13 protein-coding genes and 2 rRNA genes are annotated in these 19,633 nt (G+C 70.0%); 6 read left to right on the top strand and 9 right to left on the bottom strand.

From position 1 onward, the window contains the following. The first annotated feature begins 23 nt into the window (after positions 1–23). The gene (locus tag ACH4U8_RS15090; protein ID WP_395778234.1) at positions 24–1,238 is read left to right on the top strand and encodes a winged helix-turn-helix domain-containing protein; all 1,215 of its coding nucleotides are present in this window, start codon (positions 24–26) and stop codon (positions 1,236–1,238) included. A gap of 60 nt (positions 1,239–1,298) precedes the next feature. Here ACH4U8_RS15090 and ACH4U8_RS15085 read toward each other — a convergent pair whose 3' ends face one another. The 6 genes from ACH4U8_RS15085 to mtrA all read right to left on the bottom strand — a co-directional run bounded on the left by ACH4U8_RS15085 (position 1,299) and on the right by mtrA (position 8,164). Further along, positions 1,299–2,009 carry a response regulator transcription factor gene (locus ACH4U8_RS15085; protein WP_052174179.1) on the bottom strand — a complete coding sequence of 237 codons (711 nt, stop codon included), beginning with the start codon at positions 2,007–2,009 and terminating at the stop codon, positions 1,299–1,301. Between the two features lie 220 nt (positions 2,010–2,229). Beyond that, the gene (hpf, locus tag ACH4U8_RS15080; protein WP_360307211.1) at positions 2,230–2,910 is read right to left on the bottom strand and encodes a ribosome hibernation-promoting factor, HPF/YfiA family; all 681 of its coding nucleotides are present in this window, start codon (positions 2,908–2,910) and stop codon (positions 2,230–2,232) included. Beyond that, entirely contained in the window at positions 2,798–3,163 is a 366-nt protein-coding gene (locus ACH4U8_RS15075; protein WP_360307770.1) for a phosphoribosyltransferase family protein, read from the bottom strand. The genes hpf and ACH4U8_RS15075 overlap by 113 nt, the downstream gene beginning before the upstream one ends. Before the next feature lie 750 nt (positions 3,164–3,913). Further along, positions 3,914–5,689 carry an LpqB family beta-propeller domain-containing protein gene (locus ACH4U8_RS15070; protein ID WP_360307208.1) on the bottom strand — a complete coding sequence of 592 codons (1,776 nt, stop codon included), beginning with the start codon at positions 5,687–5,689 and terminating at the stop codon, positions 3,914–3,916. After that, a complete protein-coding gene (gene mtrB, locus ACH4U8_RS15065) occupies positions 5,686–7,353 on the bottom strand; it encodes an MtrAB system histidine kinase MtrB (protein WP_395778232.1) in 1,668 nt (555 codons plus the stop codon). The genes ACH4U8_RS15070 and mtrB overlap by 4 nt, the downstream gene beginning before the upstream one ends. A 133-nt stretch (positions 7,354–7,486) precedes the next feature. After that, a complete protein-coding gene (gene mtrA / locus ACH4U8_RS15060; RefSeq protein WP_026219725.1) occupies positions 7,487–8,164 on the bottom strand; it encodes an MtrAB system response regulator MtrA in 678 nt (225 codons plus the stop codon). Positions 8,165–8,556: 392 nt separating this feature from the next. Between mtrA and ACH4U8_RS15055 the strand changes: the two genes are divergently transcribed. The 5 genes from ACH4U8_RS15055 to ACH4U8_RS15035 are packed head-to-tail and all read left to right on the top strand — an operon-like array spanning position 8,557 to position 14,019. Next, complete coding sequence (locus tag ACH4U8_RS15055) at positions 8,557–9,951, top strand: hypothetical protein (protein WP_395778230.1); 1,395 nt, start codon at positions 8,557–8,559, stop codon at positions 9,949–9,951. Continuing rightward, positions 9,948–10,613: a DUF4129 domain-containing protein gene (locus tag ACH4U8_RS15050; RefSeq protein WP_395778228.1), complete on the top strand. Its 666-nt coding sequence runs from the start codon at positions 9,948–9,950 to the stop codon at positions 10,611–10,613. The genes ACH4U8_RS15055 and ACH4U8_RS15050 overlap by 4 nt, the downstream gene beginning before the upstream one ends. Further along, a complete protein-coding gene (locus tag ACH4U8_RS15045; protein ID WP_395778226.1) occupies positions 10,610–11,752 on the top strand; it encodes a DUF4350 domain-containing protein in 1,143 nt (380 codons plus the stop codon). The genes ACH4U8_RS15050 and ACH4U8_RS15045 overlap by 4 nt, the downstream gene beginning before the upstream one ends. Then, positions 11,749–12,717 carry an AAA family ATPase gene (locus tag ACH4U8_RS15040; protein ID WP_395778224.1) on the top strand — a complete coding sequence of 323 codons (969 nt, stop codon included), beginning with the start codon at positions 11,749–11,751 and terminating at the stop codon, positions 12,715–12,717. The genes ACH4U8_RS15045 and ACH4U8_RS15040 overlap by 4 nt, the downstream gene beginning before the upstream one ends. 6 nt (positions 12,718–12,723) lie before the next feature. Continuing rightward, on the top strand, positions 12,724–14,019 hold the full coding sequence (locus ACH4U8_RS15035) for a DUF58 domain-containing protein (protein WP_395778222.1): 1,296 nt from the start codon (positions 12,724–12,726) through the stop codon (positions 14,017–14,019). A gap of 246 nt (positions 14,020–14,265) precedes the next feature. Here the strand turns inward: ACH4U8_RS15035 and ACH4U8_RS15030 are convergent, their stop codons facing one another. From ACH4U8_RS15030 to ACH4U8_RS15020, 3 genes are all read right to left on the bottom strand, one after another. Continuing rightward, positions 14,266–14,532, bottom strand: coding sequence for a hypothetical protein (locus tag ACH4U8_RS15030; RefSeq protein ID WP_395778220.1), 267 nt, complete (start codon positions 14,530–14,532; stop codon positions 14,266–14,268). A gap of 1,674 nt (positions 14,533–16,206) precedes the next feature. After that, a 5S ribosomal RNA gene (gene rrf / locus ACH4U8_RS15025) occupies positions 16,207–16,323 on the bottom strand. A gap of 129 nt (positions 16,324–16,452) precedes the next feature. Next, a 23S ribosomal RNA gene (locus tag ACH4U8_RS15020) occupies positions 16,453–19,579 on the bottom strand. Positions 19,580–19,633: the final 54 nt, after the last annotated feature.

Genomic DNA, 19,633 nt, shown 5'->3' with positions numbered 1-19,633 from the left:
ACATACGTTCTAAGGTGGCGTCCATGACCCCACAGCCGACAGCCGACCGGCACCCCGTCGCCGAGCTGACCGCCGACCAGGCCCGCCGGATCGTGCTGGCCGCCCAGGGCTTCCTCGGTGCCCCCGACCGCCGCACCGGCGTCCTGGGCGTGCTGCACGCGCTCGGCGCGGTACAGCTCGACACCATCTCGACCCTGGCCCGCTCGCACGAACTGGTGCCGTACGCCCGCCTGGGAGCGGTCGGTCGACCGGCCGTCGAGGCCGCCTACTGGAGTGGCGAGACCGCCTTCGAGTACTGGTCGCACGCGGCCTGTGTGCTGCCGATGGACGCCTGGCCCGACTTCGCCTTCCGCCGTCGGCACCACCGAGATCGCGGTCACCTGTGGGGCCAACGGGTCACCGAGGAGGCGTACCGCAACGTCCTGGAGCGGCTGCGCGCCGAGGGCCCGCTCACCGCCACCGGCCTGGGCGGCGCCAAGAACAAGGGCGAGTGGTGGGACTGGAGCGAGACCAAGATCGCGGCCGAGCGCGCGCTCGCCTTCGGCGACGTGGTCTGCGTGCGCCGCGAGGGCTGGAAGCGGGTGTACGACCTGCCGGAGCGGGTGATCCCGCCGGCCCTGCTCGCCGAGGAGCCCGACGACGCCGAGTGCGTGCGCCGCCTGGTCGCCCTCGCGGGCCGTCAACTGGGCGTGGCCACCCGGGCCGACCTGATGGACCAGTACCGGCTGACCCGGGCCGAGGTCGACGCCGCGCTGCCGGACAGCGGCCTGGTCCCGGTCACCGTCGCGGGTTGGGGCGAGCGGGCCGCCCGCGAGGGCACCTGGGCAGATCCCGCCGCGCTGGCCGCTCCCGCGCGCGGCCGGCATCGCAACACGCTGCTGTCGCCGTTCGACGCGCTGGTGTGGGACCGACCGCGCACCGCCAGGGTGTTCGGCGGCTTCGAGCACCGCCTGGAGGCGTATGTGCCGGCCGCCAAGCGGGTGCACGGCTACTTCGTGATGCCGCTGCTCGCCGGCGGGCGGCTGGTCGGCCGGGTGGACCCGGCTCGCGAGGGGCGCACGCTGGTGGCCCGGCGGTTGTCCTTCGAGGCCGGCGCCAAGGTCACCGAGCGCACCCTCGCGGCGGCGGCCGGGGCGCTGCGCGAGGCCGCCCACTGGGTGGGTTGCCAGGACGTCCGGATCGAGCACATCGACCACGAGCGCACCCGCGCACCGCTGGGCGCCCTGCTCGCGAGCTGATCCGCCCACGCACGACTGCCGACCGGGCGGATCCTCGCCCGGTCGGCAGCCACCGCCGGGTCAGTCGCCGATCTCCAGGATCTTCTCCCGCATCGCGTAGACCACGGCCTCCATGCGCGAGTGCAGTTGGAGTTTCTCCAGGATGTTGCGCACGTGGTTCTTGACCGTGTTCTCGCTGATGAACAACTGCTTGGCGATGTCGCGGTTGTTGCGCCCGGTGGCCACCAGCCGCAGCACCTCGATCTCGCGATCGGTCAGCCGCGGCGCCGGCACCAGGCGTCGTTCGTCGTCGCGCCGGCTCATCGACTTGAACTCGGTCAGCAGCTTGACCGCCATCGACGGACTGATCTGCGACTGCCCGTCGGCCACGGCGCGAATCGCCGAGGCCACCTCGCCGTGCGAGATCTCCTTCAGCAGATAGCCGGTCGCGCCGGCCTTGATCGCGTCGTAGAGGTCGGCTTCTTCCTCACTCATCGTCAGCATGATGATCTGCGTGCTGGGTGCGACTTCCTTGATCGCCGTGCACGCCTCGATACCGCCGCGTCTGGGCATCCGGACGTCCATCAGGATGATGTCGGGCAGCAGATCCTGTGCGGCCTCCAGCGCCTCGGCGCCGTCCCCCGCCTCGCCCACCACCGTGATGTCCGGTTCGGGCGCGAGCACGATGTCCAGACCCCGGCGAAACAGATCGTGGTCGTCGACCACCAGCACGCGAATCGGTTCGCCCGCTGAGCCGTGGTCCACGCGGGTCGGAACAGACTGTTCACCCACCGTGTTTCCCCCCTGGGTCGGCACGATCCGTGTCCAGGACATGATCCCACGTGATCGCCACGACGCCAGGCCCTGATGGGTGTTATGTGCGGAACGTACTTGCGAAGCGGAACTTTCGCCAGGGAACGCCACGGTCGAGAACGCAACCGACGCCGAAACCCCGAAGGGTTTCGGCGTCCGTTGACCGCCAAAGGGCGCGGCGGGACGGCCCGACCGCTGCTTACTGCGGTCCGCCGTCCTCGCGGTCCTCGGGCTTGAGGTGGATCACACCGTAGTCGTAGCCGTGCCGGCGGTACACCACACTCGGCCACCTGGTGCTCGAATCGATGAACAGATAGAAGTCGTGGCCTACCAACTCCATCTCGTACAGCGCCTGGTCGAGCGCCATCGGGCGCCCGGCGTGTACCTTCTCGCGAACCACGAGGGGGCCTTCGCCGTCTACCTCGATCGGGCCCGCCATGTGCGGCTGGGGCCTCAATTCGCCGTTCTTCACAGCCTCGATGTCTTCCGCGGACGCCACCACGGCCCCATTGAGCCGGTCGGCGTGATTGATCTCCGCAGTGGCCGCGCCCACCGATACGGGGGAACGGTGACCATGGTGCACGCGCCGCCGGTCGGCGGCCTTGCGCAACTGCGCTTCGAGTCTCGCGCACGCCATGTCGAGTGCGGCGTATGGGTCGGACGCGGCGGCTTCGCCCCGGATGACGGGACCACGCGTGTTCAGCGTGATCTCCACCCGGTCCGAGCGCTCCGCCAGCCGCGGGTTCCGCTCCTTGGACACCTCCACGTCAACGCTGATCACCTTGTCGTCGAGCTTGCGGATCTTCTCCAGCTTCTCGACGCAGTGCCTGCGAAAACGCTCGGGTACCTCGGTCTTGCGGCCCTTGACGACAATGTCCACGCAGAACTCCATCCATTGCGCCATGCCGGAGGGGTGGCCACCCATCCGGCCGACCAGGTCGGCGATGGTCCTGCTCCGCCCGGCGCCGTCGGGTCGTCGCGGCCACCACGGCCGCCGCCCCGACTCGCCCTCCCACGGCTCGGACCGCACGGGTCGCCTCCGCGAGAGTTGCGCCGGTGGTGCAAACATCATCGACGACGATCACCACACTAATGCCCGTAAACAAGGGCGCCAACCTGTCCGAAACGATCATTGATCGGCGGATGTTCATCCTCCGTTCATGCGCCGAAAGACCTGATTGATCCCTTACTCGCCTGGTATGTCGCAGGGCCGGCAGCACCCGGGTGGGCACTCCGGCCGCGCGCAGTCGACCGGCCGCGCGCCGGGCCAACTCGCCGGTGGCGTCCCGACCCCGGCGGCGCACCGCGGCCCGGGTCGAGGGCACCGGGACCAGCAGGGCGGACCCGGCCGGATCGGGCAGCCCGGCCGCTGCGGCCCGCGCGAGCGCGTCGCCGAGCGGGCGGGCCAGTCGGCGCGCGCCGTGCTCCTTGAAGGCGGCGAGCACCGGGCGCACCGGCCCCAGGTACGCGGTGACCGCGTGCACGGGCGGCAGCCCCTCCGGCGCCGGCGTCGGCCGCACGGGCACGGGCGCCGCGGCGAACACCGCCCGGCAGCGCCCGCACAGCAACGCCCCGGACTCGGCACAACCCGCGCAACACACGGGCAGCACCAGGTCGGCCCACGCCGCGAGCACCCGAGACCGTTCCATGCCCCCAAGCTCGCACGGCCGGCCCCGAAACGGACCGACGGTACGCACAACCACCCGATCCGGTCATGGCGCGCCGTGGCGGACGATCGAGGCGGACCCGACGCGACCGGGACCGCCCCCGATCCGACCGAATCCGACGGGACCGATCGACCCCGCGGCCCCGCCGAGAGCCGGCCGACCGGCCCCGCCGCCAGGCCCTGTCCGGCGGATCCCGGTGGGGCCGCCGGACGGGGCCTAGCCCGGATAGACCGGGTACAGGCCGCTGTGCACCTTGGTCCAGTTGTTGCCCTGGGACAACTGGTAGATGTTCTCCTCGCCGGAGTCCGCCAACAGGGGCTGGTCCGAGCCGTCCGGTGCCGCGATGCGCAGCATGCCGTTGACCGAGGCGACGGAGACCGACAGGCCCCCGTCGATGTCCACGATCTGCGGGGCCAGCGCGCCCTGGCCCTCCTTGCCGAGTACCGCGAGCCGGTCGGGGCCGTTCCAGGAGATCGCCTTGACCTCGACCAGCGAGGGGATCACCGAGCGTGGCGCGGCGATGGTCAGGGCCACCGCGCCGTTGTTCACCCGACGCTCCACCCGACCGATCAGCACCTTGCCGTTGTCCACGATCAGCGCGGCGCGGGTGCCGTCCGGGGACAGCCGCAGGCCGGTGATCCGGGCGGCGGTGATGCCCTCCACGTCGACCGCGACCCGGGTGATCTGCCTGCGCTCGTCCTCGTACAGCGCGAGCACCTGTTCGGCGTCCTTGGTGCGGTCGAGCACCCACAACACGCCGCGACCGTCCCAGGTCGGACTGAGCAGCGACGCCGGAGCGGTGGTCAGCCACTCCTGGACCTCGCCGTGGCCGTCCACGTCGCCGACCAGCAGTCGGCGACCGCTGGTGTCGATGCCCGCGATCCGGCGGCGGAACGGGTCGCGCGAGACGGCGATCTGGTCGACCTTGTAGGTGCCGTCGCCGAACGGTCCGGGCAACACCGGCGGATTGCCGTTCGGGCCGGGCACCACGTTGACCACGTTGCCCTTGGCGATGAAGTAGCCGGTGGGCGCGGACGTCCGGGCCGCTCGCCCCGGGTCGTACTGGGCGGCGTCGTCGTAGGACAGCGAGCACATCGGCTCGCCGCCGCCGGTGATCGAGACGGAATCCACTCCGGAGACCTGGCGCAGGGTGTAGAGCAGTTGTGCGGCCATCCGCTCGCAGCCCTTGGTCTGGGCGAGCCGGGCCTGCCGGTTGAGTTGCACCCGGGCGATCCGGTTGTCCTCGATCGAGACGACCCGGTCGGCGGGTTCGGTGCCCGCCGGGAACGCGGTCTCCACCACCGGCCGCAGCCAGTCGGTGGGCCCGCCCACCAGTTGGCGCACCAGCGCCGAGGTCAGTCCGACGCGGCTGCGCAGGTAGACCGGGTCGGGCACCAGGATGTCCTTGCCCACCGGCATCGCGGTGGCGAACCAGTAGGTGTTCACCGACCGGTAGATCCGGTGGAACTCGGCCCGGGACAGGATCAGCCCGTCCGGCAGGTCGGCGATCCGCCACTGGTTGTCGGTACCCAGCCGCAGTTGCAGTGTCGCCCGGTACTGCGCGTTCGGCAGTTGTTCGGGCTGGTAGGCGTTGCGGTTGTCGACCGTGCCCACCTTGGTGCCCGACACCTCCGCCTGATAGGTGCGCTCGTCGGCGCCGGGGACCAGTTCGATCCGGGCGATCGAGTCGAGCACCACGATCTCGCGGGTGGGCACCCACTTGGCCCGGGCCTCCGGGGTCAGGTAGGCGCGCGCCGTCGTGTAGTCGGGCTCGTCGCTGGTGACCGCCTCCAGGAAGCCGGCGACCATCCCGTGCGGTTGCTCGCCGGGCTTGGGCGGCACCGCGAACACCCGCACCTGCTGCTCGGGGCCCTGCTCCTTGCTTTCGCCCTTGGCCGCCTCGCGCACGCTGCCGCTGTGCGGCATGGACGCACACGCGCTGAGCGTGCACAACACGCACACCAGGGCCAGGAACGGGCTGATCCGCCTCATCGAGTGCCTCCCGCGGGGCCGGCCGCACGCACGGTGCGCCGATAGGGCGAGCCCGCCGGGCCCAGGCCCCGATTCGCCCGCGAGTCCTCGGGCTCCAACGGCAGCGGCGAACGCACCAGATCGCCACCCGCGGTCTTGGGCAGGCTCAGCCGGAACTGCGAGCCGCCGCCCGGCTCGCCCCACGCCTGGAGCCAGCCGCCGTGCAGGTGCGCGTCCTCCAACGCGATCGACAGGCCCAGTCCGGTACCGCCGGTGGTCCGGGCCCGGGCCGGGTCGGCCCGCCAGAATCGGGCGAACACCAGCGAGGACTCGCCGGGCTTGAGGCCCACGCCGTAGTCGCGCACGGCCACCGCGACCGAGTCCTCGCCGCCGGCCACGGTGACCACCACATCGTGGCCCTCGCCGTGCTCGACCGCGTTGACCACCAGATTGCGCAACACCCGGTCGATCCGGCGCGGGTCCACCTCGGCCACGCACGGCTTGTCCGGTGCGCGCACCACCAGTCGGCTGCCGCGCCGCTCGGCCAGCGGCTCCGCGCCCTCGACCACCCGACGCACCAGGTCGCGCAGGTCCACCGGCTCGGCGTCCAGCACGGCCGCGCCGGCGTCGAAGCGGCTGATCTCCAGCAGGTCCGACAACAGTGCCTCGAACCGGTCCAACTGGTTCTGCAACAGCTCGGCCGAGCGCCGCGTGGCCGGGTCGAAGTCCTCGCGGGCCTCGTGCAGCACGTCGGCCGCCATCCGCACGGTGGTCAGCGGGGTGCGCAGTTCGTGCGAGACGTCCGAGACGAACCGGCGTTGCACGCGCGAGAGCTCCTCCAACTGCCGGATCTGGTTCTGCAGATTGGAGGCCATCTTGTTGAACGAGGAGCCCAGTCGCGCCAGGTCGTCCGCGCCGACGACCCGCATGCGTTCCTCCAGGCGACCGGCGGCCAACCGCTCGGCGATCCGGGCCGCCATCCGCACCGGGGTGACCACCCACCGGGTCACCAGCGCCGCGATCGCCACCAGGAGCAGCACCAGGAAGACCCCGGCGGTGGCCAGCGTGCTGCGCACCAGACCCAGGGTCTTCTCCTCCGGGCCGAAGGAGAAGAAGTAGTAGAGCTGGTAGAAGCCGCCGTCGGGATCCTCCAGTTCCGCACCGACCACCAGGCCGGCCTCGCGGGTGGTCTCGGCCGGGCCCTCGCCGTGCTGGCCCTCGCGCACGATCTGGGTGTACTGGAGCAGTGGCACACCGCGCTTGAGCCCGACCTCGCGGCGCAGCTCGTCCGGCACGCTGGCGTCGGGGACCACGTCGCCGGACGCGCGGGGGCTGCGACCGGACCCGGGCGGGTTGTCCACCGTGTCCTGGCTGGTGGCGGCCACGTCGTAGACCCCCTGGCCGCCGCTGGAGAGCTGCTTGACCAGGGCGTTGAGCCAGTCGCCGGTGTTCACCCGGTTGCCGGACGCCGGGGTGCCGGCCGGCACGCCGGTGGGTACCTGGACGTGCCGGCCCGGGCTGGTGGCGATCTCGTCGGCCTGGGCCCGGGCATCGGCGATCCCGCCCTGGGCCTGGGACCGGGCGGAGGCCACCTTCGCGTCCAGCAGGCCGTTGCGGACCTGGCCGACCACCACCACCCCGAGCAGCACCATCACCGCGACGGACAACACCAGGGTGGTGGCCACGACGCGAAACTGGATCGATCTGTTCCACAACGCCATGACCCGGCCCACGCCACCGCGTACGCGACGCAGGGCGAGGGACCAGGCCGATGGGGAGGGCGACCGCTGTGCGGTGCTCACCGGAACGAACTCAAGGTCAGGCCGGTCCCGCCTTGTAGCCGACCCCGCGCACGGTGACCACGGTCTCCGGACGCTCGGGGTCGCGCTCGATCTTCGAGCGCAGCCGCTGGACGTGCACGTTCACCAAGCGGGTGTCCGCCGCGTGTCGGTATCCCCAGACCTGTTCGAGAAGCACCTCGCGGGTGAACACCTGCCAGGGCTTGCGGGCGAGTGCGACAAGGAGGTCGAACTCCAGCGGAGTGAGCGCGATGTTCTGCCCGTCCCGCTTCACGGCGTGGCCGGCCACGTCGATCACCAGATCGCCGATCACCAACTGCTCCGGGGTGGGTTCTTCGGCTCTGCGCAGGCGGGCCCGCACACGAGCGACAAGCTCCTTGGGCTTGAACGGTTTGATCACATAGTCGTCGGCTCCGGATTCCAGCCCGACCACGACGTCGACCGTGTCGCTCTTGGCGGTGAGCATCACGATCGGCACGCCGGACTCGGCACGGATCTGGCGGCAGACGTCGATGCCGTCACGGCCGGGCAGCATCAGGTCCAGCAGTACCAGGTCCGGTTTTACATCCCGAAAAGCCTGGAGTGCCTTGTCGCCGTCCGCCACGAACGACGGCTCGAACCCTTCGCCACGCAGCACGATCCCGAGCATCTCGGACAGTGCGGTGTCGTCGTCAACGATGAGGACGCGTCCCTTCATGTACATCATCGTCGCATTACCGGATTGTGACCTGCACTCATCCGACCGATTCCGGCCGCGCCGATCGACGACAAAATCTCCCAAATACTGATCATTGCCACCGGAGAGAGTGCGGAGTCACGTCCCCGACCGGGCCGTACGCCGGCCCACCGACCGGCGCAACGGGCATTTCGGCCATGCCCACGACCCCCCGACGGCGTCCGCCGGACCTCGCCGGGCCCGCCGGAGCCCGGGCGAACCGGTGCCGGAACGTGCGACGCGCGCTCGACGTTGTCCCGGCGGTCGAGGTACCCGCGCCGGCGGACCGGATCCGATGGCCGCCCGTTCATCCGGGGCCCACACCGGCATGCCACGATGAGTCACCACCCGATCAGGACGAGGAGCGCAATCGCATGACGGACTCGCCCGGCCCGCCCACCCCGGACGCCCCGGGGCCGGACGAGGAACGCCCGGCGGACGACGCCACGTCACCCGACCGACCCGCGCCCGCGCCCGACTCGCCGTCGCCGGCCACGCCCCCGTCCCTGGACAAGCCGCCGTCGCCGGACAAGCCGTCCCTGGACAAACCCCCGGCCGAGGACGAGCCCGCGGCTCCGGAACAGCCCGGCCCCCGAGCCCCGGCCCCCGGGTGGGCCCCGGTCCAGCCGCCCGCCTCCGGATGGGGACCGCCGCAGCAGGGCCCGGCGGCCGGATGGGGACCCCCGCAACCGGGCCCCGGCCAGGACCCGCGCTGGGGTGCCCCCCAGCAGCAACCGCCGCTGTGGGGCGCGCCTCCCGGCTGGAACGGCCCCTACGTACAGGCCGCCAAGCCCGGCGTGATCCCACTGCGCCCGCTGAGCGTCGGCGAGATCCTCGACGGCGCGTTCGCCGCCATGCGCGCGCACTGGAAGGTCATGATCGGCATCGCCGTCGTGGTCGCCCTGCTCACCCAGTGCCTCGAGGTACCGGTCACCTGGCTGCTCAACCGCGAGTTCTCGCCCAGCGACCTCGGCGACGACGCCACCGGCGAGGAGGCGTGGCGCTACCTGCGCGACACCAGCGCGCTGGTGATCGTGCCGATCGTGGTCGCCGCCCTCGGGCAGATCGCCGCCACCGCGATGCTCACCGTCGTGGTCAGCCGCGCCGTGATCGCCAAGACCATGTCCGCCACCCAGGCCTGGACGGCGGTGCGCCCGCTGCTCCCGCGCCTGCTCGGCGTCACCTTCGCCTCCTGGCTGATCCCGGTCGGCACCCTCCTGATCGCGATGTTGCCGGGCCTGCTGCTGCTGGCCGTCGGCGCCGACGGCCTCGGCGCGCTGCTGTTGCTCCCGGGCATGATCGGCGGCGTCGTCGCGGCGGTCTACCTCTACGTCTGCTTCTCGCTCGCCGGCCCCACCCTGATGCTGGAGAAGCAGTCGGTGCGCAAGGCGCTGGAGCGCTCGCGCAAGCTGGTCACCGGCGCGTGGTGGCGGGTGTGCGGCATCCTGCTGCTGATCGCGCTGATCATGACGGTCGTCGGCGCCATCATCCAGTTCCCGTTCCTGCTGGTCTCCGACGGCATCTCGGCGCTCACCGCGTCCAAGCCCTCCGACGTTCCGGACCCCTCCTTCGGCGACCTGCTGATCACCGGCGTCGGCGCGGTGATCAGCGCCGCGCTGCTCTACCCCTTCGCCGCCGGCGCCACCGCACTGCTCTACATCGACCAGCGCATCCGCCGCGAGGCACTCGACCTCGACCTCGCCCGCGCGGCCGGCATCCTGGACGAAGAACCCGGCGGCGACGCGACCTCGGGACCCGCGCCGGCGTGAACCGCCACGCGCTCACGACCCTGGTCCGGGACTGGGAGCCGGTGGACGTCCCGCGCGACGACGCGCGGGACGCCGCCCGGGACGAACTCTCGCGCCCCGAATACCACCGCGACGACCCCAGCCCGGTCCGCCGGGCCCTGGAGTGGTTTCTCGACCACCTGGGCGACCTGATCTCCCGGGCCGGCGACCACAGCCCCGGTGGTGGTCTCGGCCTCGTGGTGATCGTGCTCCTGGTGATCGCCGCGCTCGTGGTGTTGCGGCTGCGGCTGGGTCCGCTGCGCACCGCCCGCCGCGCCGAGCTGCCGCTGTACGGCGAACAGGGCCCGTTGTCGGCCGCCGAGCACCGTGCCGCCGCCGACGCGCACGCCGACCGGGGGCACTGGGACGAGGCGGTACGGGAGCGCTTCCGGGCGATCGTGCGGGCCCTGGAGGAGCGTGCCGTGCTCGACGTACGCCCCGGCCGCACCGCCGACGAGGCCGCCGCCGAGGCCGGCCGGGCGCTGCCCGAGGCCGCCGCGGACCTGCGGGCCGCCGCCGCGACCTTCGACGACGTGCACTACGGCGGGCGTACCGCCGATCGGGAGCTGGACCGCGACCTGCGCGAGCTGGACGCCCGCTGCGCCGCCGCCCGCCCACGCGTGGACGAACGGATGCCCCGATGAGCGACACCGCGCTCGGCCCCACCACCGAGCAGGTCCGGCGCCGGGTGCGCACGCCGCTCGCCCTGGTCGCCCTGGTCCTGATCGTGGTCTCCGCCCTGATCCTGATCCGCGGCGACCGGCACGAGGGCCGGCTCGACCCGCGCTCCACCCACCCGCAGGGCAGCAAGGCCCTGGCCCAACTGCTGCGGGCCCGCGGCGTCGAGGTGCACCTGGCCCGCTCCGCCGACGAGGCCGCCCGGGCGATCCGCCCGGACAGCACCCTCGTGGTGCCCTTCCCCGACCTGCTCGCCGACGACCGGCTGCGCACCGTCGCCGCCGCCGGGCCCGCCCGCACGGTGCTGGTCCGCCCCGGCGAGGCCGCGCTGGCGATCCTGGCGCCCGGCGTGCACACCGCCCGCGACGCGGGCCGGCGCACCCTGCAACCGCGCTGCGAACTGCCCGCCGCGACCCGGGCCGGCGATGCGGACACCGGCGGCGCCCGGTTCGACCTCGACCTGCTCCCCGACGCCACCGGTTGTTATCCCTACGCGGGCCGCCCGACCCTGGTCCGCACCCCGCCCCGCGCCGGCCACGACACCGTCGTGCTCGGCTCCGACCGCCCGCTGGTCAACGACCGCCTCGACGACAACGGCAACGCCGCCCTCGCGCTCAACCTGCTCGGGGCCCATCCGCACCTGGTCTGGTACCTGCCCGGCGCCGACGAACTCCCGCCCGCCGACGACTCGCTGTGGGACCTGCTGCCCGCCGGCTGGCGCTGGGGCGCCGCACAACTGGCCGTCGCCGCCGTCCTGCTCGCCCTGTGGCGGGCCCGCCGACTGGGCCCGGTGGTGACCGAACCGCTCCCGGTGGTGGTCCGCGCCGCCGAGACCGTCGAGGGCCGCGCCCGGCTCTACCGCCGCGGCCGCGCCCGCGACACCGCCGCCGAACTGCTGCGCGCCGCCGCCCGCGAACGCATCGCCCGCGTCCTGGGCGCCGACCCCACCGAGGCCGCCCTGATCGCCTCGGTCACCGCCCGCACCGACCACACGCCCGCGCACCTGCACGCCCTGTTGTACGGTGCGAGCCCGGAGAGCGACGAAGCCCTCGTCGCCCTGTCCGACGAACTCGACGCGCTGATAAGGCAGGTACGCACGACGTGAGCGCACCCGAGCAGACCCGCGAGGCGCGCGACGCCCTCGAAGCCCTGCGCGGCGAGATCGGCAAGGCCGTGGTCGGCCAGGACGCCGCCGTCACCGGACTGGTGATCGCCCTCCTGTGCCGGGGCCACGTACTCCTGGAGGGCGTGCCCGGCGTCGCCAAGACGCTGATGGTGCGCGCCCTGGCCCGCAGCCTGGAACTGACGACCACCCGCGTGCAGTTCACCCCCGACCTGATGCCGGGCGACGTCACCGGCTCGATGGTCTACGACGCGCGCACCGCCGCGTTCTCCTTCCGCGAGGGCCCGGTGTTCACCAACCTGCTCCTCGCCGACGAGATCAACCGCACCCCGCCCAAGACCCAGGCCGCCCTGCTCGAAGCCATGGAGGAGCGCCAAGTCTCGGTCGACGGCACCACCCGCCCGCTGCCCGACCCGTTCATGGTCGCCGCGACGCAGAACCCGATCGAGTACGAGGGCACCTACCCGCTGCCCGAGGCCCAGTTGGACCGCTTCCTGCTCAAGCTCACCCTGCCGCTGCCCGAACGCGACGACGAGATCGTGGTGCTGCGCCGGCACGCGGAGGGCTTCGACCCGCGCGACCTCGAAGCCGCCGGCGTCCGCCCGGTCGCCGGCGCCGCGGACCTGGCCGCCGGCCGCCGCGCCGTGGCCGCCCTGCGCGTCGAGCCGGACATCCTGGCCTACGTCGTGGACATCTGCCGAGCCACCCGCACCTCCCCGTCACTGGCCATGGGCGTCTCCCCGCGCGGCGCCACCGCGCTGCTCGCCGCCGTCCGCGCCTGGGCCTGGCTGGCCGGCCGCGACTACGTCACCCCCGACGACGTCAAGGCCCTGGCCCGACCGGCACTGCGACACCGGGTACGGCTGCGCCCCGAGGCCGAGATGGAAGGTGTGACCCCCGACGTGGTGATCGACGCCGTCCTGGCGCACACCCCGGTCCCGCGTTAACCGCCGATGGCCCTGACCGGTCGTGCCGTCCTGGCCGCAGCACTGGGCGTCCTGGTGGTCGGCCTGCTGCTGCCCTCGCTGCTCGGCCTGGCCGTGGTCGAGGGCGCCCTGCTGCTCGCCGTCCTCGTCGACCTGCTGCTCGCCCCCGGCGTCCGCACCCTGACCTTCGACCGCGGCGGCGACACCGCGGTCCGCCTCGGCGAACGCGCCGAGGTCACGCTGACCGTCACCAACCCCGGCCCCCGCCCCCTGCGCGGCCGACTGCGCGACGCCTGGCCACCCAGCACCGGCACCACTGCCCAGCGGCACGACCTGCGCATCCCCGCCGGCGAACGCCGCCGGCTCACCACCACGATGACCCCGACCCGCCGCGGCGACCGCAACGCCCACCGGATCACGGTGCGTTCCGTCGGCCCGCTCGGCCTGGCCGCCCGCCAGGGCTCCCACCACGTACCGTGGCGACTGCGCGTGCTGCCCGGCTTCCCCAGCCGCCGACTGCTCCCCTCGAAACTGGAACGCCTGCGCGAACTCGACGGCCGCTCGGCCCTGCTCACCCGAGGCGCGGGCACCGAGTTCGACACACTGCGCGAATACGTCCCCGGCGACGACGCGAAATCGATCGACTGGCGCGCCTCCGCCCGCAACCAGGGCGTCGTGGTGCGCACCTGGCGCCCCGAACGCGACCGCCACATCCTGGTCGTCCTCGACACCGGCCGCACCTCGGCCGGCCGCATCGGCGACGTCCCCCGCCTGGACGCGGCGATGGACGCGACCCTGCTGCTGACCGCCGTCGCCAACCACGCCGGCGACCGGGTCGACCTGCTCGCCTACGACCGTCGAGTCCGCGCCGAGGTACGCCGCGCACCCCGAAACGGCATACTCCCGGCCTTCGTCCAGGCGATGGCCACGCTGGAACCGGAGTTGGTCGAACCCGACGCCCGATCCCTGACCGCCGAAATCCTGCGCCGCACCCCGCGCCGCTCACTGATCGTGCTGATCACCGGCCTGGAACGGGAGGCGGTCCAGGAGGGCATCCTCCCGGTACTCCCCCGACTCGCCGCCCGACACGAGGTGATCGTGGCCGCCGTCGCCGACCCGGCAATCACCGCGATGGCCACCCGCCGAGGCAACGTGACAGCGATCTACGAGGCCGCCGCCGCCGAACGCGAACTCGCCGAACGCCGGGCAACAGCAGCCGAGTTGCGACGAGGAAGCGTAACCGTCGTGGACGCACCCCCGGGGGAGTTGGCGTCGGCACTCACGGACACGTATTTGGCACTGAAGCTGGCGGGGCGGCTGTAGGGCGGGCGTGGGGCGGGCGGTTGGCGAACGGGCGGTTGTGGAACGGCCGTTGCGGAACGAGCCGTTGGGGAACAAGCCGTTGGGGAGCGGGACTTGTGGGTGGCAATCGGCAGTCGGTTCGAGCCGTGGTGCCGCCGGCTCGACCTCCTGGTGTCACATGCCCGTTCGCCCACGCCCAGGCCAGGCGGCGATCCCAACTCGATTGTGGGCCGCCCGGCTTGGCCTGGATGTTCGCGATATGCGTCTTTACGGTGCCGGCGGTGCGCCGGCGGTGCTGTACAACCCCGCGCCGATCTCGGCGTTGGTGTGCTCGCGGGCGATCAACCGGACGATCTCGCGCTCGCGGGTGGTGAGCGGGTCCGCGGCCGGTTGGTCGGGTACGGCGCAATGGCCTACGGCCGGCGCCGGGGGCGCGGTCGGGTGCGCCGACAGCCGGTCCAGCAGGCGGAGGGTGACCTGCGGGCTGATCAACGTGCCACCTGCCATCGCCGCCCGGACCGCCTCGATCAGCAACGTCGCCCGGACTGCTTGAGCAGGAAGCCACAGTCCAGCACAGGTCTTCCGACACGGGGGACCGCTGAGGTGGTCGGTTGGGGGTCGGGCTGGGATTGAGATTGGGGTCTGGGGCAGGAGTTGGGTGGCCCTGGGGGCCTTCCTGCCGGGTGGGTGGGGTGCTCGCCGCCTGCGGTGCGACTTGGTTGGGTTGGGCACGGGAGGCTCTGTGCTAAACGGCCGGCGTGGGCTGGTGGAGGTGGGCCCGGTCCCACGGTCGCCGGCGGTCGGGAGCCCTGGGCTCCCCGGCGAGACGCGGGCGTTGCCTGCGGGGAAAGGCGCTGGCAACGGCGGAGCGGGAGGGTGCTTGCGTCGGGTCCGCCGGGGAGCCTTTCCGAGTGGGCCGGGCGTTCACGGCCGGCGGTCGCGCTTGGGTCGGCGGCGGGTGGCTCAGTGCTAAACGGTCGGCGTGGATCGGCGGAGGTGGGCCCGGTCCCACCGTCACCGGCGGCCGGGAGCCCTGGGTTTCCCGGCGAGAGGTGGGTGTTGCTCGGCGGGAAAGGCGCTGGCAACGGCGGAGCGGGAGGGCGGCCCGGTGAGGTCCGCCGGGGGGCCTTTTCGAGTGGGTCGGGAGCGTTTCGGTGGGCGTTTCGGGTCGGGTGGCAGGGTGGAGGGCTGTCTGAGGGCTTGGAGGGTCACGATCGGGATCCCGAGGCTGCTTCGCACGCTCGGGATTTCGCTGACCTGCGGTTTTGCGGGGCCGTGCGGCGTGAGTGCGTGTCGAGGGCCGGTTTGTGAATGCCGGTGGTGGATTGCGTGCGGGCAGGGTTCTCGGTGGGCGTTTCGGGTCGGGTGGCGGGAAGGGCGGCCCGGTGAGGGGCGCCGGGAGTCTTTCCGGGGGGGTTGGGGCTGTTCCGGTGGGCGTTTGGGGTCGCGGCGGTCGAGCGGGAGGCCGTCCGAAGGCCGTCTAAGGGGTTCGAGGGTCACGATCGGGATCCCGGGACTGCTTCAAGCTCGCGGCTTCCCGCTGACCTGCGGTTTTACGGGACCGACCGGGAGGAGCGCGTGTCGAGGGCCGGGTTGTGCACTCCGGCGACCGAAACCGCCCACTCACCGCCCGCTCTTCTTCTCGTCTCCCGCCACCGCCCACCCACCGCAGGCCGCAACGGCCCGGCCCACTCGGGAAGGCTCCCCGGCGGACCCGACCGGACCGCCCACCCTTCCGCGCCGTTGCCAGCGCCTTTCCCGCCGAGCAACACCCACCTCTCGCCGGGAAACCCAAGGCTCCCGGCCACCGGCGACCGTGGGACCGGGCCCACCTCCACCAGCCCACGCCGGCCGTTTAGCACTGAGCCACCCGCCGCCGACCAAGACGCGACCGCCCGCCGAAAGCGCCCGGCCCACTCGGAAAGGTCCCCCGGCGGACCCGACGAAAGCACCCACCCGCTCCGCCGTTGCCAGCGCCTTTCCCGCGAGCAACACCCACCTCTCGCCGGGAAACCCAGGGCTCCCGGCCACCGGCGACCGTGGGACCGGGCCCACCTCCACCAGCCCACGCCGGCCGTTTAGCACTGAGCCTCCCGTGCCCGGCCCGGCCGAAATTCCCCGCAGCCCCGAAACGCAAAAAGGTCCGGGAAAGAACCCGGGAAACGCGAAAGGCCCATCCCTGTTCGGGATGGGCCTTTCACACGTAGATTCCGGCGGCGTCCTACTCTCCCACACCCCTTCGAGTGCAGTACCATCGGCGCTGGAGAGCTTAGCTTCCGGGTTCGGAATGAGACCGGGCGTTTCCTCTCCGCCAAGACCACCGGAAAACCATCGAACCCTACAATCAAGGATCGTTCGGTGAACCAGAAATCACATGCGGTGATTCAATTATCAATAACGGGTTCCCCGAAACCGATTGCGGTTCGGGAACCACACAGTGGACGCGTAGCAACTGAGGACAAGTCCTCGGCCTATTAGTACCGGTCAGCTCCACCCCTTACAGGGCTTCCACACCCGGCCTATCAACCCGATCGTCTCTCGGGGGCCTTACCCAACCGAAGTTGGTGGGAGTCCTCATCTCGAAGCAAGCTTCCCGCTTAGATGCTTTCAGCGGTTATCCCTCCCGAACGTAGCCAACCAGCCATGCCCTTGGCAGAACAACTGGCACACCAGAGGTTCGTCCGTCCCGGTCCTCTCGTACTAGGGACAGCCCTTCTCAAGACTCCTACGCGCACAGCGGATAGGGACCGAACTGTCTCACGACGTTCTAAACCCAGCTCGCGTACCGCTTTAATGGGCGAACAGCCCAACCCTTGGGACCTACTCCAGCCCCAGGATGCGACGAGCCGACATCGAGGTGCCAAACCATCCCGTCGATATGGACTCTTGGGGAAGATCAGCCTGTTATCCCCGGGGTACCTTTTATCCGTTGAGCGACGGCGCTTCCACAAGCCACCGCCGGATCACTAGTCCCTGCTTTCGCACCTGCTCGACCTGTCGGTCTCACAGTCAAGCTCCCTTGTGCACTTACACTCGACACCTGATTGCCAACCAGGATGAGGGAACCTTTGGGCGCCTCCGTTACCCTTTAGGAGGCAACCGCCCCAGTTAAACTACCCATCAGACACTGTCCCTGATCCGGATCACGGACCCAGGTTAGACATCCAGCACGACCAGAGTGGTATTTCAACGACGACTCCACAGACACTGGCGTGTCCGCTTCACAGTCTCCCACCTATCCTACACAAGCCGAACCGAACACCAATATCAAACTATAGTAAAGGTCCCGGGGTCTTTCCGTCCTGCTGCGCGAAACGAGCATCTTTACTCGTAGTGCAATTTCACCGGGCCTGTGGTTGAGACAGTCGAGAAGTCGTTACGCCATTCGTGCAGGTCGGAACTTACCCGACAAGGAATTTCGCTACCTTAGGATGGTTATAGTTACCACCGCCGTTTACTGGCGCTTAAGTTCTCAGCTTCGCCCCGAAGAGCTAACCGGTCCCCTTAACGTTCCAGCACCGGGCAGGCGTCAGTCCGTATACATCGTCTTACGACTTCGCACGGACCTGTGTTTTTAGTAAACAGTCGCTTCTCGCTGGTCTCTGCGGCCACCACCAGCTCGGGAAGCAAGTCCCCTCACCAGCAATGGCCCCCCTTCTCCCGAAGTTACGGGGGCATTTTGCCGAGTTCCTTAACCACAGTTCACCCGAACGCCTTAGTATTCTCTACCTGACCACCTGAGTCGGTTTGGGGTACGGGCCGCCACGACACTCGCTAGAGGCTTTTCTCGGCAGCATAGGATCATCCACTTCCCCACAATCGGGTCGGCATCAGGTCTCAGGCTCGTGTTGTGCGGATTTGCCTACACAACGCCCTACACCCTTACCCCGGGACTACCACCGCCCGGGCTGGACTACCTTCCTGCGTCACCCCATCGCTCACCTACTACCCGATTGGTTCGGCGGCTCCACCAAAACCGTTCACCCGAAGGATCCCGGCGGCTTCACGGCCTTAACATCACGAGGTTCAGCGCTGGCGCGTCGTAGCGGGTACGGGAATATCAACCCGTTGTCCATCGACTACGCCTGTCGGCCTCGCCTTAGGTCCCGACTTACCCTGGGCGGATTAGCCTGCCCCAGGAACCCTTGGTCATCCGGCGCACACGTTTCTCACGTGTGATTCGCTACTCATGCCTGCATTCTCACTCGTGCAGCGTCCACCGCTGGTTTCCACCGCGACTTCACTCGCTGCACGACGCTCCCCTACCCATCCGTACGCCTGAACCACGAAGGCTTGGCTGTATGCACGAATGACACGACTTCGGCGGTGCGCTTGAGCCCCGCTACATTATCGGCGCGGAATCACTTGACCAGTGAGCTATTACGCACTCTTTCAAGGGTGGCTGCTTCTAAGCCAACCTCCTGGTTGTCTGTGCGACTCCACATCCTTTCCCACTTAGCGCACGCTTGGGGGCCTTAGTCGGTGCTCTGGGCTGTTTCCCTCTCGACCACGGAGCTTATCCCCCGCAGTCTCACTGCCGCGCTCTCACTTACCGGCATTCGGAGTTTGGCTTATCTCAGTAACCTGGTGAGGCCCATCAACAATCCAGTGCTCTACCTCCGGCAAGAAACACACGACGCTGCACCTAAATGCATTTCGGGGAGAACCAGCTATCACGGAGTTTGATTGGCCTTTCACCCCTAACCACAGGTCATCCCCCAGGTTTTCAACCCTGGTGGGTTCGGGCCTCCACACGGTCTTACCCGCGCTTCACCCTGCCCATGGCTAGATCACTCCGCTTCGGGTCTTGGGCGCGCGACTCAATCGCCCTGTTCGGACTCGCTTTCGCTACGGCTACCCCACACGGGTTAACCTCGCCACACACCGCAAACTCGCAGGCTCATTCTTCAAAAGGCACGCAGTCACGGCCACCCACGTAAACGCGGATGACGACGCTCCCACGGCTTGTAGGCACACGGTTTCAGGTACTATTTCACTCCCCTCCCGGGGTACTTTTCACCTTTCCCTCACGGTACTAGTCCGCTATCGGTCACCAGGGAATATTTAGGCTTAGCGGGTGGTCCCGCCGGATTCACACGGGATTTCTCGGGCCCCGTGCTACTTGGGAAATGCGCAAGCAAGCCGCACATGTTTCGTCTACGGGGGTCTTACCCTCTACGCCGGACCTTTCGCATGTCCTTCGACTACATGTACGGTTTCTGACTCGCCGACCGGCCGGCAGACCGATCAAGCACACTCCCACGACCCCGATCACGCAACCCCTGCCGGGTATCACACGTGACCGGTTTAGCCTCATCCGATTTCGCTCGCCACTACTCTCGGAATCACGGTTGTTTTCTCTTCCTGCGGGTACTGAGATGTTTCACTTCCCCGCGTTCCCTCCACACACCCTATATATTCAGGTGCGGGTGACAGCCCATGACGACTGCCGGGTTTCCCCATTCGGACACCCCCGGATCACAGCTCGGTTGACAGCTCCCCGGGGCCTATCGCGGCCTCCCACGTCCTTCATCGGTTCCTGGTACCTAGGCATCCACCGTGCGCCCTTAACAACTTGGCCACAGATGCTCGCGTCCACTGTGCAGTTCTCAAACAACAACCGATTCCCACAGAC

Origin of the sequence: Embleya sp. NPDC020886 (assembly GCF_044333915.1) — a bacterium.
Taxonomy (GTDB): Bacteria; Actinomycetota; Actinomycetes; order Streptomycetales; family Streptomycetaceae; genus Embleya.
The sequence above is the reverse complement of the archived record's forward strand: the minus strand, read 5'-3'. Positions and strand labels throughout refer to the sequence as shown.

Bases quoted from the DNA above. Each gene is read 5' to 3' on its own strand.
- ACH4U8_RS15090 (WP_395778234.1), top strand. From the start codon at position 24: ATGACCCCACAGCCGACAGCCGACCGGCACCCCGTCGCCGAGCTGACC.
- ACH4U8_RS15075 (WP_360307770.1), bottom strand. From the start codon at position 3,163: ATGATCGTTTCGGACAGGTTGGCGCCCTTGTTTACGGGCATTAGTGTG.
- ACH4U8_RS15070 (WP_360307208.1), bottom strand. From the start codon at position 5,689: ATGAGGCGGATCAGCCCGTTCCTGGCCCTGGTGTGCGTGTTGTGCACG.
- mtrA (WP_026219725.1), bottom strand. From the start codon at position 8,164: ATGAAGGGACGCGTCCTCATCGTTGACGACGACACCGCACTGTCCGAG.
- ACH4U8_RS15055 (WP_395778230.1), top strand. From the start codon at position 8,557: ATGACGGACTCGCCCGGCCCGCCCACCCCGGACGCCCCGGGGCCGGAC.
- ACH4U8_RS15045 (WP_395778226.1), top strand. From the start codon at position 10,610: ATGAGCGACACCGCGCTCGGCCCCACCACCGAGCAGGTCCGGCGCCGG.
- ACH4U8_RS15035 (WP_395778222.1), top strand. From the start codon at position 12,724: ATGGCCCTGACCGGTCGTGCCGTCCTGGCCGCAGCACTGGGCGTCCTG.